This window comes from Pleomorphomonas sp. PLEO (genome assembly GCF_041320595.1).
Classification (GTDB): Bacteria; Pseudomonadota; Alphaproteobacteria; order Rhizobiales; family Pleomorphomonadaceae; genus Pleomorphomonas.
Map to the genome: position 1 here is coordinate 236,241 of NZ_CP166625.1, position 16,426 is coordinate 252,666.

The following is a 16,426-nucleotide window of genomic DNA, read 5'->3' on the forward strand; positions in this document are numbered from 1 at the left end:
CGCATCGTCGTGGTGGAGGCGGAATAAGCGAGGGATGGAGAAGACCCCATGACAGACGTTCGGAGCGCCCGCACCGGCGGCGCCGACTATCGGCCGCTGACCGAGAGCACGCTGGCGCCCTATCTCGCCGGCTTTTCGGAAGTCGCCGCGATTCTTGGCGGTGAAACGAAGGATTGGAAAGTCACCGAAGTTGGCGACGGCAATCTCAACCTGGTGTTCATCGTGCGTGGCCCGAAGGGAGCGTTGATCGTCAAGCAGGCTCTTCCCTATGTGCGCCTCGTCGGCGACTCCTGGCCATTGCCGCTCGACCGCTCCTTCTTCGAAAGCCAGGCGCTGATGACCGAGGGCGCCGCCGCGCCAGGGCTGGTGCCGAAGGTCGTGCTGTTCGACGCCATGCAGGCGCTGGTGATCATGGAGTTCCTCACCCCGCACATCATCATGCGCAAGGGCTTGATCGACGGCGTTGAGTTCCTCCGCTTCGCGGCGACGCTGTCGGAATTCATGGCGCAGTCGCTGTTCAAGACCTCCGATCTCTACCTGCCGGCCGCCGAGAAGAAGAAGCAGATGGCGGTCTTCTGCGCCAACACCGAACTTTGCCGGATTACCGAGGATCTGGTGTTCACCGATCCCTACAGGGCGGCCAAACTCAATCACTGGACCTCGCCTCAGCTCGACGACATCGCCCTTGAATTCCGCGCCGACGGACCGCTCAAGGCGGCGGCCCAGGCGATGAAGCTCAAGTTCCTCAGCCACGCCGAGGCGCTGGTGCACGGCGACCTGCATTCCGGCTCGATCATGGCCACTAGCACCGACGTCCGCGTCATCGATCCGGAGTTCGCCTTCTTCGGACCGATGGGGTTTGACGTCGGCGCGCTGATCGGCAACCTGATCCTCGCCTACCTCAGCCAGATCGGCCACGAGGACGAGAAGGGCGGACGCGACGCCTACCGTGCCTGGATCAAGAAGCAGATCGTCGACGTTTGGACGCTGTTCTCGGCGCGCTTCGTCGAACTATGGTCGACCGAGGGCAAGGGCGACGCCTTTACCGCCGAGCTGTTTACCGACGCGGCGAGCCGGGCGGCGCTGGCTGAGGAGCAGGCCCGCTATATGCGCTCGCTGTTCGAGGACATGCTTGGATTTGCCGGCTGCAAGATGATCCGCCGCATCCTCGGTCTCGCCCATGTCGCCGATTTCGAGAGCATCGCCGACAAGGACGTGCGCTCCAAGGGCGAGCGGCGAGCCCTACGGCTCGGTCGCGACCTTGTGGTCAATCGCACGCGCTTTGCCAGCATAGAGGCTGTGGCCGCTGCCGTGGTTGCCGCCGACACCACCCGCTGACGGCCATCCGGCCGCATTCGACTGACCCCGAGGGCGGCCAGACCGCCCGCCATAAATGGACCGACCGTTGCGCCTTTGGCGCGACGGCGACCGGAGGCCTTTCATGAAAATCTACGGCAAATCCATGCGGACGATCTGGGTTTCGGACGACAGCTGGGGGGTCGAAATCATCGACCAGACCAAGCTGCCCTTCGAGGTCAAGACCCGGACGCTTCGCTCCTGGCAGGAAGCGGCGACAGCCATCCGTGACATGGTGGTGCGCGGCGCGCCGCTGATCGGCGCCACCGGCGCTTATGGCCTAGCGCTCGCCATGCGCGAGGATTCCTCGGATGAAAACCTCGAGCGCGCCTATACCGCCCTGCTCGCCACCCGTCCCACCGCGGTCAACCTCCGTTGGGGCCTCGACGACCTCAAGGGCCGCCTCATCAAGGTCGCTCCGTCCGAGCGCATGGGCCTTGCCTACCGTCGCGCCGCCGAGATCTGCGACGAAGACGTCGAGACCTGCAAGGCGATCGGCCGGCATGGCTTTGCCATTATCCGCGACCTTTGGGAGAAGAAGGGCAAGCCGTCGCGCTTCAACGTCCTCACCCACTGCAACGCTGGCTGGCTCGCCTGCATCGACTGGGGCACGGCGCTGGCTCCCATCTACATGGCCTTCGAAGCGGGCATTCCCATCCATGTCTGGGTCGATGAGACGCGGCCGCGCAATCAGGGCGCCAGCCTCACGGCCTTCGAGCTCGGTCAGCATGGCGTCGATCACACGGTGATCGCCGATAACCAGGGTGGCCATCTGATGCAGCATGGTCTCGTCGACATGGCGATCGTCGGCACCGACCGCACCACGGCTACCGGCGACGTCTGCAACAAGATCGGCACCTACCTGAAGGCTCTGGCCGCCCACGACAACGGCGTGCCCTTCTACGTCGGCCTACCGTTCACCACCATCGACTGGACGCTGGAAGACGGCGTCCGCGAGATCCCGATCGAGGAGCGCGACGCCCGCGAACTCAGCCACATCACTGGCCGCACAGCCGACGGTCGCCTGGAGACGGTGGATATTCTTCCCAAGGGCAGCTCGGCGCTCAACTACGGCTTCGATGTGACGCCAGCCCGCCTTGTCACCGGCCTGATCACCGAGCGCGGCGTCGCCGCTGCCAGCCGCGACGGTCTCCTCAAGCTCTATCCGGAGCAGAAGGCCAAATGACAAACTGCCCCTGCCCAGCATCGGTCGCCCGAGCCGGCGCAGGGGCACGCGCCGGTTCCCCCCAACCGGCGCTTCCTTCTTTCGCATTCGCTCAGAGCCGAAAGCCGCCCGCTCCGTGGGTTGGCGACCTAGAGTCGCCCGAGAATATTGCGAGCGGTCGGTTCGTCGGTGATCAACGCGGTGACGTAGCCACCGCGCAGGGCGCCAAGAATGGCGTCCGTCTTGTCCGTTCCGCCAGCCGCGGCGATGCGAGTCGGCACGCTTCGCACGTCGTCGAGGGTGATGCCGATCATGCGGTCGTCCATGGTGCCGCGCAGCCAGTTGCCTTCGATGTCGTAGAAGCGACCGGCGATGACGCCGACGGCACCGTTGGAGATGTAATATTTGCTCTCGTCGACGGAAATCAGGCCGGAGGCGAACACCAGGCTGTTGGCCTTGACCGTGCAGACGCCGAACAGCAGCTTGTTGCAGGAGCGAATGCGGGCGAACTGTTCCTGAATGGTCGGTTCGCGCATCAGCGCGTCGCGCAGTGCCGCGTTGGACAGGGCAGCCGGCGCGTGCAGGTTGATCGAACGGGCATGCAGCCGACGGGCGATGAAGGCGACGCATTCCTCGGCCGTGAAGCCGTCATAGGCGGAGCGCTGGCTGCCGATCACCTGCACGACGCAACTGTCCGGCATGGCCTTTTCCGGCAAGTTCTCGGCCAGCGACAGCACCGTGCGGCCCCAGGCAACGCCCAGAACGTCGCCGTTCATCAGGATCTGATCGAGATACTGGGCGCCGGCCCGGCCGATACGCTCGCTCGGAGGCCGCATGCCGCCGTCAAAGGGAATGACCATGCATTCGGTAAGGCCGAAGGCGTGCTTGATCTGCTGGGCAAGGTCGATCGAGTTCAGAAGCTCCGGTCGCACAACCACCTTGATGTAATGCAGGTCACGCGCCTGCTGAAGGTAGTTCACCACCGTCGCTCGCGACACGCCCATCAGGTCGGCGATCTGGCTCTGCGTCATTTCGTCGTGATGGTAAAGCCAGGACGCCCAAAGGAGCGGATCGGCGAGGTATTCCCCTGGCCGCGGCAGTGGCGCCCGGTTGTCCCCATCGGCGGCCGTCGATCGGTCAGCCTTGTCCTTCGTCCTTGAGCGTGGCGCCATGATCTTCCCAACCCCGTCGCCCGAGTCCTGTCATCCCGGATCGACAATTGACAATCTGAGTTAACATAAGCACCCATTCGCGCCAAGTGCCATTGCTCGTCTGGCGTGTCGAACACGCCCTACCCGACCCCTCATCGAGGACATCAGAATGCCTGCCAGCCTTTCCGCCCTCTCCCATCTCGCCCTCCGGACCGAGATCATCGCCACCTGCCGCGAAATGAATGCCTCGGGCGTCAACCAGGGCACGTCGGGCAATGTCAGCGTGCGCATCGGAGAGGGACGATTCCTGGTAACGCCCACGGGTATTCCTTACGCCGGCATGACCGAGGACCAGATCGTCGAGATGACCTTCGACGGCACCTATTATGGTCCCTGCCGGCCGACGAGCGAGTGGCGTTTCCACCGCGATATCCTGCTTCATCGGCCGGACATCGACACGGTGATCCATACCCACTCGATGTTCTCGACGGTGATTTCCTGCCTGCGCCGCGACATTCCGGCCGTTCATTACATGGTGGCCGCCGCGGGCGGTGAAAACATCCGCTGCGCCGAGTATGCCACCTTCGGCTCGCAAGCGCTCTCGGACCACGCGCTGAAAGCTCTGGAAGGCCGTCTTGCCTGCCTGCTCGCCAACCACGGGCTGATCGTGCTCGGCGCCAATCTCAAGAAAGCCTATTCCCTGCTGGTCGAGGTCGAGACCATTGCCGCCCAATATTGGCGGGCGCTTGCCATCGGCGCGCCGGTGATCCTCGACAATGCCGAGATGCAGAACGTCTTCGCCATGTTCAAGGTTTACGGCCGACAGGACGCGGCCGATTCCGATCTCCGCTGCGGTGGTTTGGCAGCGCCAGCCGCCTGAGGTTGACGACAGCGTCAGACCGGCGTCGCGTGCACCTCGACGCCGGCGGAGTTGAGTCTGGACAGTTCGTCCGGCGTCATCAAGACGGCCGCCGTCGACAGGGCATCCGCAAGCGCGGCTTGCCCCGCCACGATGCTGACGGCCGAGAAAGCGGAGGCAACGGCGCCCTTCCGAGGGTGCAGTATGTGGCCAATACGGCCGGCAGCGTTGAGAAGAGTGCCGTCCATCATCGAGGTGGCAACCGCTCGGTCCTTGAGACGCAGTGTCGTTGCCAATGCGTCGCCATTCGGGCCGGCGGCAAGACCGACCTTCCAGCCGCCGCCGTCGCGACCGCCGCCGAGGGCCTGGATCTCGCCGATGTCGAGCAACACGTTATCGAAACCGCGTGCCCGCAAAAGATCGGCGACGCGGTCGGTGATGTAGCCCTGAGCAATCCCGTTCAACGTCATCGCCATGCCCGGTTTGGAAAAACGCACGACCTCTTCGTCGAACATGACCTGATCGAAACCAACGCGTACCAGACTGTCTCCGAGTTCGGCAGCGGGCAGCGCATCGGTCCGTCCGCCCGCGAAATGAGCGGCGTAGGCGGCAAATACCGGCTGCACCGTGGGATCGAACAGGCCGCCCGTTTCAGCGTGTACGCTGCGTACCAACGCCAAAAGGCGCAGGATGTCGGCCTCCGGTGCGTCGAGGCGGCCGTTGGCGTTCAGGCGGGATAGCGCGCTGTCGGTACGATAGAGGCTGAACAGGGACTCAAGGCGAGCGATCTCTTGCTCCACCGCGGCGAAGGTCGCGGTCGCAAGCGTGGCATCGGCGCCGACGAGTTCGATCGAGGCATGGGCGCCGAGCGCATTGCCGAACCAGCGGCGAACGGGCGCCGCTGCAAGAGTGGCGGGGACGAAGGCCATGGCGGCGAGCGCCGCGCCAATGCGGATGAAGCGGCGCCGAGCAATCGGCCGAACGAGAAGATCTGGCATGGCGGGCCTCACATCTGCATGTCGGAATGACTTGATGGGTCGGCACTGGCCGGACCGAGATATTTGTCAGGGATGTCGGCGAGGCTGACGATCGCGCCGCCTTCACGAGCGACGAAGTCGTCGGCGGCCTTACGGCTGCCGAAGGGGATTGCCTCGGGCATGCCCATCGCGCCGGCCTGACGGCTGCCGATCACGAACAGAGCCGCGTCGGCGTCGATCCAGTTGTCGCGGCCGGGCTCGGCCCAGCTCGGCGCCTTTTCCATGTCGGAAACGTAGACAGCGGTGACATCACCGCGCTTCTCGCCACCACGCAGATAGGTGACGGCGTCGCTCACCTGCGAGAACCATAGGGGATGCTCCTGCCCCTTTTCATGGATCTGCGCCTTGGGGCCTCCGTGGTCGGCAAGGTACATCTGACAGTAATAGCCAAGCGCCTCGTCGGTCATGGTGACGGCAGCCGGCTTGATGGCCGCTTCTTCCTTGCACGCGGCAAGCGGCAAGGCCAGGGCAGCGGAGATCACCAGGGCGGAGAGGAGACGGTTGATCATCATGGGCGGATTCTCCGGGTGAGGGCCCAGGCGATGGCAAGGCCTGCGACAAGCCACAGGACGAGCACGACGAGCGCACTGGAAACCGGGAAAGGAAGGGTCCGGGCGAGGCCATCGAGGCCAGCGATCGGTGCATTCGCTTCGATCAGCGCCAGATTGTAGAGGCGGAAGGCGTCACCAGGATTGGCGAGGACGAGCGCTGGAAACACCGTCTTGGTGAACGCGCCACCTTGGTCGACAATCACGGCGCCGAGCAGGGCGAGGTCGTAGAGCACCACCAATACCAGCCAGGCGCCGATGGCGAGCGCCGCGGCGGTACCGGTCTGGCGCGGCAAGCTGGACAATGCCATGCCCAAGGCGATGAAGACGGCACCCAGCAGAATCGCGGTGACGACGAGCCGGCCCCAGGCGATCAGGCCGGCATCATCAGCGCCATGAACGCCGGCGATCACCGCGCCGGCGATGCCGTAACCAATGGCAATGGCCATCGCCAGTACGGCAAGATGACCAAGGAACTTCGCCAGGACCAGTTCGCCGCGCTTCAGCGGCGTTGCCAGCACCAGTGCCAGCGTTCCGCGCTCGATTTCGCCGGCGATGCTGTCGTAGGAGACAAGCAACGCCATCAGCGGCACGAGGTAGACGGTCAGCGTCGACAGGCTCGCCGCCGTCAGCGTCAGCGCGTCGGCTTTGAGCGCACCGCTCGGGCCAGAACCGAGGAAGGCGAGCGCCAGCGCGAACAGCGTGAAGGCCAACGTCGACAGCAGGACCCAGCGGTTGCGGAAGGCGAGACGGAACTCGGTTGCGGCCACCGCCGCCATGCGGTCCATGCCGTTCATTGGGCGACTCCTTCCACGCTTGCCACGGAATAGTGGCGGTAGACGTCATCGAGGTCCGGCAGAGCGATGTTGATGTCGGTGACGTCGGAGCCGAGCGCGGCGAGGCTGGCGAGCGCACCCACCTTATCCTCAGCGCGACAGGTGAGAACGACGGACCGACCGTTGACGCGCTCGCCGCCGAGATGAGCATGCAAGGCATCGACCCGACCTTCCGCCGCTTCGACGTGAATGCGGATCGGCAGGCCGGCCCGGCGCGACAGATCGGCGAGCGCCCCCTCGGCGCGCAGTTGCCCCTTGGCCAAAATGGCGATGCGGTCGATGCGATTCTCGATTTCCGACAGGGAATGCGAGGAGAGGAGGACGGCCGTACCGGCCCGAGCGGAAGCCTCGAGGACAGAATAGAATTCTCGCCGGGAGACCGGATCGAGACCCGACGTCGGCTCGTCGAGCAGCAGCAAGCGTGGCGTTCCGATCAGCGCCTGGGCAAGACCGAGGCGCTGGCGCATGCCCTTGGAATAGGTGCCGACAGTCCGATTGGCGGCATCAGCGATGCCAACGGTTTCCAGGAGCGGCAGCGCCGCCTTCGGCGCTACGCCCTTGAGGCGGGCAAAATAGATGAGCACTTCGGCTCCGGTCAGGGCTTTCGGAAATACCACCTGCTCCGGTAGGTAGCTGACGGCGCGGCGCGCGGCGTTGGAACCAGGAGCGGCATCAACGATGGAGACCCGGCCGCCAGCCGGCTGGAGAAAACCGAGGACCGTCTTGAACAGGGTCGACTTGCCGGCGCCGTTGTGACCGAGCAGCGCCACCCGTTCGCCGGGTGCGACGGAAAGGCTAACCCCGTCGAGCGCCGTCACAGCGCCGAAGCGGATCGTGAGGTCCTCGACCGTGAGGATGGCGTCCGTCATGTCAGTTCTCCTCGGCGGGAATGAAGCCGACCGTCGCAGGGGTGTCCAGCGGGCGCGGGCCGGTACCCTCGGGCGACATCAGCGGGTGACTATCGACGACGCCCCCAGGCAAAAGGCCTGGGAAGCGCGACTGCGCCCAGCGGATAAGCTGTACCGCCGGCGCACCCAACAGAAGCCGGGTCATCGGTTGGCTCCAGGTCAGCAAGTCCACCGTGTCATTGGGCCGGTAGGGACTGTCGGCCATGCCGTCGCCATCGATGTCGAAGGCGACGTGGTCGGACCAGAAATTGCCAAGCGGGACTTTAGTGTTCTCGGCCGCTTCCGGAACGCCGCTCCATTCGAGCCAGCGGGTGCCGACGTATTTCACCTGCGTGCGGTTGCCGATGACGGCATTGCCGGTGAAGACGTTCTCGGCCGCGCCACCCGTCAGATGGACGCCGATGCCACACCCCTCGAGACGGTTGCCCTCGAACCGATTGCGCGTCGCGCCGTAGACGAACAGGCATTTCTCACCGCCGTCGCGCACTTCGTTATGGATGAGGCGCGAGTCGTTGACCGAATTGAGGAACAGGCCATGCGTGGCATCCCCCTCCGAAAGGTTGTCGGTGGCGGTCACGTTGCGGGAGAACATGAAGGCGAAGCCGAGCGTGTTGCCGCGCGATACGTTGTGCTCCAGTACAATGTCGTTGGCATACATCGAGTGAAAGGCGAAACGCAGCTCCCGCATCCGGTTGAAGCGGTAGCGCGCGTGCATCGATGTCGTGACGAAGATGCCGTCCCGGCCCCTGCGGATGTCATTGTGTTCGACAACCAGGCCCGGCGCGTTCCAGACATAGATACCGGAGCCCATTTCAGCCCGGTGAAGATCGGTACGGCCAACGATGGTGTTGCCGCTGACCGTGGCATCAATCGCCCCCTGGACGTCGACGCCGATCAAATTCATGACGATGCGGTTGCCCTCGACGCGGGCGCGGCGCGTGCCCTTAGCGAGCGCAACGCCGCTGTCGAGCTTGTCGAGCCGACGGCCGGAACCGGTAATGTAGAGATCCTTGACCGTCACATCGTCGGCCTGAACCGAGATGACGGTACCCTCGCCACTGCCAATAATCTGGCTGTCGCGGCCCCCGACCAGCGTCAGAGGCTTATCGATGACGATCGAACCATCATAGCGGGTTTCGCCGAGCCGGAGGACATCCCCCGGCGCGGCGGCTTCGATAGCCTTGCGGAGCGCATCCGGTCCATTGCCCACAGCGATCTCGGCCGCGCCGGCGGTGCCGGAGCAGCTGAGAAAGACAGCAACAAGAAGACGGAGCGCGCTCGTCATGTCATATCCTCAGGCGGACTTGGGCTTCACCAGCATGCGGCCGCGCATCTCCATGTGGAGGGCGTGGCAGAACCACTGGCAGTAGTACCAATGCACGCCCGGACGATCGGCGGTGAAGGTCACCGACGCCGTTGCCTGCGGCGCCACTTCCATCGCAACGCCGTAGTTGGAGATGGTGAAGCCGTGGGTCAGGTCATCGACGTCGTCGAGGTTGGTGACATAGACGGTGACCTCGTCGCCCTGGTTGACCTCGAAGCTTTCGAGGCCGAAGGCCGGCGCCACCGACGTCATGTAGACGCGCACCTTGTTGCCGTCGCGGATGACTGTGCTGTCACCCTCGATGTCGACGCCGTCGGCCTTGGCCTGCTTGACCGCATCGGCGAAGAACGGGTCGTCGCGCTTCCACACCGACAGCGGGTTGACGATGTCGGCCCGCACCACAATGCTGTCATGCGGCTCGGCGAAGGTCGGGCTGTCGTGCACCAGCTTCATTTCGTCGCCGGAGATATCGATCAGCTGCTCGTTCTCCGGCTTGAGCGGACCGACGTTGAGAAAACGGTCCTTGGAGAACTTGTTCATCGATATCAGCCACTTGCCGTCGGCTTCCTTGGTTTCGCCCATGGAGGTCGAGTTGTGGCCGGGTTGATAAGCGACGTCGATCTTCTGAACGATCGGATCGACCTTTTCGCCCTTATAGGCGCGGATCGCCTTGTCGATATCCCACTTGACGATCTGGCTGTCGAGGAACAGCGTCGTATAGGCATTGCCACGGTTATCGAAGGCGGTGTGGAGCGGCCCGAGGCCGAGTTCCGGTTCGCCGACGACGCAAGAGCGCGGATCGGCGTTGTCTGTGAACAGCGGCGCCACCTTGTCGACGTCGATGATCGATACCGTCGGCGACAGCTTGCCGTTGATCATGATGTACTTGCCGTCCGGCGAGGCGTTGACGCCATGCGGGCTGTTGGGAATCGGCACGTAGCGGGTGTACTTGGAGTTCTTGCCCTTGCGGCCGTCCAGCACCTTGACGCCGTTCAGCTCCTGATAATCGCCGGCGGCAACGCCCGCCTCGATCGCCTTGATGTCGAAGATGACGACATGATCGACCTCGTTGGCGGTCATCTCGGCGAGATTGACGCCCATCTCCGAGTTATAGGAGGTGGAGAAGGCGTAATTGCCCTTGTAGTCGGTGTTGGTGTTGTCGAGGTTGCCCGAGACGATGACCTGCCAGGACACTTCCATCTTGTCGCCATCGACGGCGGTGAAGATGTTCACATACTGCTTGGGATCGTCGAGGATCTTGCCATCGTTGACCAGCGGCGCCTCGTGCTCGCCATTGGCGAAGATGTAGCCGGTGCGCGGATACTTCTGCGGGCGCATGCCGTGGATGTCGGAGGCGTTGGGAATCTCGATGATCTTGTCGCACTTCATGACGTCGCAGCGAACACGGGCGATACGCGTGTTGGCCTTGTCATTCATGAACAGATAGCGGCCGTCGTAGGTGCCCTCGGTGAACGACATGTGCGGGTGGTGCAGGTCGCCGTTCTGGTAGGTCTTCATGCCGCGCTTGGCGAGGAATTCCTTGGTCGTCGGCATCAGGCCTTCGGTCAGGACCTTCAGGCTTTCGTTGGTCATGCCCCAGCCGGTGGCCGAGCAGCGGTTGAACACCGGCACGCGCATCAGCTCGCGCATCGACGGCACGCCGAGAATGCGCATCTCGCCGCTCTGGCCCGATGACCAGAAGCCATAGTATTCGTCAAGTTCGCCTGGCTTCACTTCGGCCTTGTTGGCCGGTTCGGCTGCCTTGCTGGCGCTGGTGGCCATCAAGCCGCCAACGGCGGTTGCGGCAACGCCGGCAAACATCGCGGTCTTGGCCGTGCCGCCTAAAAGCGACCGGCGGGACAGATTGTGGGTCTCATCAGTCATATTGCTCTCCTCGGTTGTTTTTTCAGGCTTGCGCTGAACCATCCACGTCGCTCCGCAAGGCATTCATGCCCGCGGATGCCGCTGCCCCCGTCTGGACGAGACCGTTCTGGCGTTCGAAACGCTCCCGCTTGCGCAGCTTGCTGATCACGACCGGACAGCGAGCCGTGCTCTGGTAGAGCACCTGGCAATGCAGGCAGGAGACGCATTCGTTGGGATTGATCTCACCCGACGGGTGGATCGCCTGCACCGGACATTCGTGGGCGCAGGTCTGGCAGGGATTGCCGCATTCGCGGTAGCGCTTCAGCCAGCGGAACATGTGCAGCCGGGCGGGGATGGCAAGGCCACCACCGAGCGGACAGACATAGCGGCAGTAGAAGCGCTCGATGAACAGGCCCGGCGTCAGCGCGGCGAGCGCGATCAGTATGTAAGGCCAAGGACGATCGAATTTCAGGATGATCGCCGTCTTGAACGGCTCGATCTCCGCGTAATGTTCGGCCATGTCGAGCGAGTAGAAGGACATGCCGAGGAGCCCCAGGAAGATCATGTACTTGATCGGCCAGAGGCGTTCGTGCAGTCCCCAAGGCAGGCGGATCTGTGGCACGCGAAGCCAGCGGGCGATCTGGTTCGACCACTCCTGCAGCGCGCCGAACGGACACAGCCAGCCGCAGTAGGCACCGCGCGCCCAGAACAGCAGCGCCACCGCCACCGAAAACCATAGGATGAAGATTAACGGATCCATCAGGAAGGTTTCCCAACGGAAATCGCTGACCAGAGCCGACAGCACGGCGAGCAGGTTCACCACCGAAAGCTGCGCGTTGGCGTACCAGCCGATGAACACCAGCGTGAAGGCCAAGTAAGAAAGACGGATGATCCGGAACACCCGCTCGTTCTTCGTCGCAAAGGTCTGGAAGAAGAAGATGCCGGACAACACCGCCAGCGCGGTGACGAGAATGGCGACCTCGGTGCGTTTGGACTGCCAAATGCGAAGCCACAGGCGGTCACGAGCCGGGGCCGCGTCGTCGGCAGAGGCATCCTGGGCTGGCATCGATGTGGGCGCAACCACAGCGAGCGCCGACCGTGGAGCAGCGGCGAGATAGGGCGGCGGCAGCGTATAATCGACGTCGTAGGTCAGGAACAGTTTGTCGATGGCGCCGACGGCTCGAGACACCAGCAGCTGTAGTCGCCAAGGCGCGGCCGCGTCGAAAACCGATGCCTTGGGGATGACGAAGAGGTCCATCTCGCTGAAGGTCGGCGCATCAGCAGGCGCCATTCGGACAACGCGCAAGTGATCCTTGTCGCGGAAACGAATCGTGCTCTCGCCCTGCAGCAAGGTGATGCGATCGAAAATGCCGCCGCGCACGTAGCCCGAGCCTTTGAAGGACCAGCGGCCAGTGCTGGCCACGAAGATTGCCTCGTCGCCCTCGCCGAGCCGGCTCTTCAGATTGGCATAGGCGGCGTCGCCAAGCAGAGTGCGGCCGATCGACGGCTGGCTGACCAAGCCGACGTAAATGTCGATGTAGGGATCGGTGTCGGCGCCCGCCTCGCGATGGTCGGCGGCACGCGGGTCGGCTAGCTTGCCAAAAGCGGCGTTGATCTCAGCCACCGACAGGCTGAACCGCCGTACCGAACCATCGCCGGTGAGTTTCGTCCAGTCCGCCACCGCATCCTTGCTGCGATCCACCACCTTCAGGTCGGCGACCGGACCGGATCCGGCGGAAAAGCCTTCAAGCCCCAGGGCGCGCGCGGCCTTGATGCCGGACCGGCGGATCGAATCGTCGATCACCATGATGGTGACGGTGGCGCCGGAAACGATGTCGAGATCGTGGGCGGAGCCGGCTGCTTCCCGCTTGAGATCGAGTCCGGTGTATTTCTCGATCACCGCCCTGATCTTAGCTTCGGGAATACCGACCAGCACGATGGGTTCGGAGTGCTTGACGAGGCGAGCACCGGTGATCACCGCCTTGTCGTCAACACCAATCACAACGTTGATCGGCTTGCCGGAATAGCCGGTCGTCGGCACGAAATCAGTGTTGAGGAACACCCAACCGACGCGAGTGCCCGCCTTGAGGGCCGGCGCAGCGGGCATATCGGAGCGAATGGCGCCGTAGGCGTCGGCTCCAGGCACCAGATCCGAAGGAGCGACTTTGCCGAGAAAATCGGTGAGGCTGGCCGCCTTGGACGGCGTCGCGGCGAGAACCAAGGCGATTGCCAGGCAAAATGCTGCCATCACCCTGATAAGGCCGTTTGCCGTTTTTCCTGCCGGTTTCATCCGCCCCTCCGGATCCGTTCAACATGAATTATGTTTTCATGTTTTCACGAGATGCAGAGGCGGACGTTGCGTTGGCACAAACTCGGCTTGACTTAGGTCAGTCCCGTCCGTTGGCGCGCGGTCCGGTAAGGATGCCGGCATAGCCCACGGCGAAGGTGAGGAAGGCCGCCGCCCACAGAACGCCGGCGCAGGCGAGGACGTGGAAATAGGCGTCGCCTGAGTAGGGTGCCGCCATGCGCAGAAGAGCCCCGGCCGACACCAAGGCGTAGATGGCAATCTCGAGCCGTCCGGCGGCGAGCGGCCGGCCGGTGTGGCCACGGCTCACCCGCGTCATGACGCCGAGCACGGTGAGTCCGACGCTGCCGGCCGTCCAGAGATGCAGCGCCGCCGTCGGGTCGACGATTTCTGGCCAAAGGATGGACAGCGCTTCGACGATGAAGCCGATAGCGATCGTTGCGATGGCAACATGCAGGACGAGAAGGAGTGGTTCGCTTCGGGTAGCCAGGCCGCGCCAGCGCGTGAGGCGAGCGGCCGTTGCCAAGCCGGCGAGCCCAAGAAGGACAACCGTGCCGACCCAGGCGGGCGCCACGGTCCATGCAACGAAGGCGAGTCCAGAGACGACCATTGCTGAGGCATCGAAACGATCGAAGGGTGCCGGTAGTCGGCTTTCGCCACGCATCTTCAGCCAGTTACGGGTAAAGGCGGGTATGATACGCCCTCCCATCAGCAGAATGAGCATCAGCACCGCCGACAGCGCCGCTCTGACGGACAGGTCGGCAAGGCCGCGTCCCATCGCCTCGGCGTGGAACCCGGCATCGGCGAGGGCCAGAAGGAGGACGAGACCGACGACGCGCAGATTGCGCCAGTTGCCGGCCAGGATCACTTCACGGCCGAGCACCGCTGCGAGCGCGAGGGGGAAAGCAAGATCAATGAGGGCTGCCGCGAAGGGCCCGATCAGTGCCGAGACGGAAACGGCAATCCGGCCGGCGACCCAGATCAGGACCAGAAGCGCCAGCGGCCGGCCGGTCATGGTGGGTCGGCCGGTCCAACTGGATACGGCGGTCAGCGTGAAGCCGGCGATGATCGCCGGTATGCCGCCGAACAGCATGGCGTGAATATGCCAATCGCGCGGAGCAAAGGCGGTAGGCAGCGCGGCGTGTCCCATGTAGAGGGGCACCCAGACGAGTATCGAGCCTGCCATCCATAACGCGGCCAGCAGGAAGAACGGCCGGAAGGCGCCTGAAAACAGGCGCCCCCACCGCGCGGTATCTGCCATATCAGAGGCCGCCAAGAAGTTCGGCGAACACCTTGCCGGCCTTGCCGGGATTCTTCGCCGCCTTGGCTGCCTCGAGGTTGACGGCAGGGTCGCCGACCACCACGGCAGCCACCATTCCCATGACGTAGTGCGGCTTGCACTTGACGCCATAGACACCCGGTTGGGTGAAGGTCACCGTGAGGTCTTTGCCGATCTTGCCTTCGAAGGGCTGGACACCATCCGGCAACATGCCGGGCACGCTCATGGCGTCATGACCGGGGTCGGTCGCAACGAAGGTGACGGTATCGCCCGGCTGGACCTTCACGAGATCCGGCTCGAAGACCATCATGCCCTTGGCGCCCTTGTTGAGCATCTTGACCTGATAATCGGCGGCAGTGGCGGGAAGGATGGCAACCGCGAGGGCAGCAGCGGCGAGGAGGATCGTTTTCATGTTTCAGCCTCGTTATGTGGATTCTGAGGTTCAATATAAAGAGCGCCGCGTCTCGGACGTTGCGAAAACGCAAACTTCTGTTCCGAGTTTCCGATTTCCGGACAGGGCATGTCTGGGGGTAGTCGGTGTCGCTTGCTCGACGATGCAATCTTAAGCCACCGAGTGCAGTGCACCGATTGATCTGCCTCAAAGACAACCTTGCGGGGTCCTGTCTATTGCAAACGCCTCTCAATGCCAGAAACATTCGCATACATAGGTAATCAAGCTTATAAACTTGATTTATTTATTCAACTTTTTTAGCCTCCGATTGATAGGCGATAATCGGATGGGAAAGAGGCGATGGCGACCGACTTTCGGCCACAGATGGTCAGCAGCATTTCCGGCATTACCATACGCAACGATCTGCGATGGCGCGCCTGGAGCGGCTGCGTCGCCGACCTCTGGGACGTCAGATGCGAGGCCGGAGCCTCAGGCACCTATGTATCGCAAGCACCACGCCTGTTCGTGCTGCTCGGCGAGATTGGCGACGGCGGCATCGACATTCGAGACGCCGTAGGAAGGCAACACCGGCTCGACGATGAGCGGCGTTTCTGCTTCGTGCCGGCCGGCTACCCGATCGAGGGTTTCATCGACCGGCTCGACGAACTCAGACACCTCGATCTGCATTTCGACATCGGGGCGCTGGCCGCGCAGTCCGGAGGTCGCATTCACCCCTGCCAGTTCCTTTCCCCCCGGATCGGCTTTTCGGCGCCAAGCCTTTCCGCTCTCGCTTCGCTGATTGCCAGCGACTGCGCCGAGAGCCGGCGCGACGATCTCTACGGGGAAAGCCTCGTGCTGGCGATGCTGGCCGATCTCCTCGACCTGCGTCAGGTCGCCGGGCCGCAGCCTGACACCGGCCTGTCGCGCTGGCAGATGAACCGCGTGATCGACCATATGCGAGCCAACGTCGCTCGCAACGTATCGCTGGCCGAGCTGGCGGCGCTGGTGGGACTGTCGCCGGATCATTTTGGGGTCGCGTTCCGGATGGCGGTCGGCAAGACGCCGCATCAATTCCTGCTCTATTGCCGCGTCGAAGCGGCGAAGGACATATTGGTGCGGGAAGAGGCCAGCCTGTCGGCGATTGCCATCGACACCGGCTTTTCCGACCAAGCGCATTTCACGCGCGTGTTCCGCCGGCTGACCGGCCAGACACCGGCTCTCTGGCGGCGCGAGCAACGCATCCAGCATTCCCTCGCGCAGGCGACCTCGGTGGAAAGAACCGAACTTCATCCCGCTTTCATTCCAAGCACCCCGGCTTCGTTCAATCGGCAGATCACGACTTGACCTATCGAGTCGGCTCAGGAACGACCGTGGCGCCTTATGCCGGACCGGCTATGCACGCGC

Annotated in this window: 14 protein-coding genes; 4 read left to right on the forward strand and 10 right to left on the reverse strand. The window is 63.6% G+C overall.

Features of this window, described 5'->3' with window-relative positions:
* The first annotated feature begins 48 nt into the window (after positions 1–48).
* Positions 49–1,338 (forward strand): S-methyl-5-thioribose kinase, encoded by a 1,290-nt coding sequence (gene mtnK, locus AB6N07_RS00980; protein ID WP_370675973.1) that lies wholly within the window; start codon positions 49–51, stop codon positions 1,336–1,338.
* Positions 1,339–1,441: 103 nt separating this feature from the next.
* On the forward strand, positions 1,442–2,542 hold the full coding sequence (mtnA, locus tag AB6N07_RS00985) for an S-methyl-5-thioribose-1-phosphate isomerase (protein ID WP_370675974.1): 1,101 nt from the start codon (positions 1,442–1,444) through the stop codon (positions 2,540–2,542).
* 128 nt (positions 2,543–2,670) lie between these two features.
* On the opposite strand, the gene AB6N07_RS00990 is transcribed toward mtnA, so the two are convergent.
* Complete coding sequence (locus AB6N07_RS00990) at positions 2,671–3,693, reverse strand: sugar-binding transcriptional regulator (RefSeq protein WP_370675975.1); 1,023 nt, start codon at positions 3,691–3,693, stop codon at positions 2,671–2,673.
* Positions 3,694–3,841: 148 nt separating this feature from the next.
* On the opposite strand from AB6N07_RS00990, the gene AB6N07_RS00995 reads away from it, so the two are divergent.
* On the forward strand, positions 3,842–4,552 hold the full coding sequence (locus AB6N07_RS00995; RefSeq protein WP_370675976.1) for a class II aldolase/adducin family protein: 711 nt from the start codon (positions 3,842–3,844) through the stop codon (positions 4,550–4,552).
* A gap of 14 nt (positions 4,553–4,566) precedes the next feature.
* On the opposite strand, the gene AB6N07_RS01000 is transcribed toward AB6N07_RS00995, so the two are convergent.
* From AB6N07_RS01000 to AB6N07_RS01040, 9 genes are all read right to left on the reverse strand, one after another.
* Complete coding sequence (locus AB6N07_RS01000) at positions 4,567–5,529, reverse strand: FAD:protein FMN transferase (RefSeq protein WP_370675977.1); 963 nt, start codon at positions 5,527–5,529, stop codon at positions 4,567–4,569.
* Between the two features lie 8 nt (positions 5,530–5,537).
* Positions 5,538–6,080 (reverse strand): nitrous oxide reductase accessory protein NosL, encoded by a 543-nt coding sequence (locus AB6N07_RS01005; RefSeq protein ID WP_370675978.1) that lies wholly within the window; start codon positions 6,078–6,080, stop codon positions 5,538–5,540.
* The gene (locus tag AB6N07_RS01010; RefSeq protein WP_370675979.1) at positions 6,077–6,913 is read right to left on the reverse strand and encodes an ABC transporter permease; all 837 of its coding nucleotides are present in this window, start codon (positions 6,911–6,913) and stop codon (positions 6,077–6,079) included. Before AB6N07_RS01010 ends, AB6N07_RS01005 begins: the two co-directional genes overlap by 4 nt.
* Positions 6,910–7,821: an ABC transporter ATP-binding protein gene (locus tag AB6N07_RS01015; RefSeq protein WP_370675980.1), complete on the reverse strand. Its 912-nt coding sequence runs from the start codon at positions 7,819–7,821 to the stop codon at positions 6,910–6,912. Before AB6N07_RS01015 ends, AB6N07_RS01010 begins: the two co-directional genes overlap by 4 nt.
* A 1-nt stretch (position 7,822) precedes the next feature.
* On the reverse strand, positions 7,823–9,145 hold the full coding sequence (locus tag AB6N07_RS01020; RefSeq protein WP_370675981.1) for a nitrous oxide reductase family maturation protein NosD: 1,323 nt from the start codon (positions 9,143–9,145) through the stop codon (positions 7,823–7,825).
* A 9-nt stretch (positions 9,146–9,154) separates the two neighbouring features.
* Positions 9,155–11,068 (reverse strand): TAT-dependent nitrous-oxide reductase, encoded by a 1,914-nt coding sequence (gene nosZ, locus AB6N07_RS01025; protein ID WP_370675982.1) that lies wholly within the window; start codon positions 11,066–11,068, stop codon positions 9,155–9,157.
* Between the two features lie 22 nt (positions 11,069–11,090).
* On the reverse strand, positions 11,091–13,337 hold the full coding sequence (locus tag AB6N07_RS01030; RefSeq protein WP_370675983.1) for a 4Fe-4S binding protein: 2,247 nt from the start codon (positions 13,335–13,337) through the stop codon (positions 11,091–11,093).
* Between the two features lie 97 nt (positions 13,338–13,434).
* Positions 13,435–14,613 (reverse strand): NnrS family protein, encoded by a 1,179-nt coding sequence (locus AB6N07_RS01035; RefSeq protein ID WP_370675984.1) that lies wholly within the window; start codon positions 14,611–14,613, stop codon positions 13,435–13,437.
* A 1-nt stretch (position 14,614) separates the two neighbouring features.
* Complete coding sequence (locus tag AB6N07_RS01040; RefSeq protein ID WP_370675985.1) at positions 14,615–15,043, reverse strand: pseudoazurin; 429 nt, start codon at positions 15,041–15,043, stop codon at positions 14,615–14,617.
* A gap of 339 nt (positions 15,044–15,382) precedes the next feature.
* Between AB6N07_RS01040 and AB6N07_RS01045 the strand changes: the two genes are divergently transcribed.
* Positions 15,383–16,366 (forward strand): helix-turn-helix domain-containing protein, encoded by a 984-nt coding sequence (locus tag AB6N07_RS01045; protein ID WP_370675986.1) that lies wholly within the window; start codon positions 15,383–15,385, stop codon positions 16,364–16,366.
* Positions 16,367–16,426: the final 60 nt, after the last annotated feature.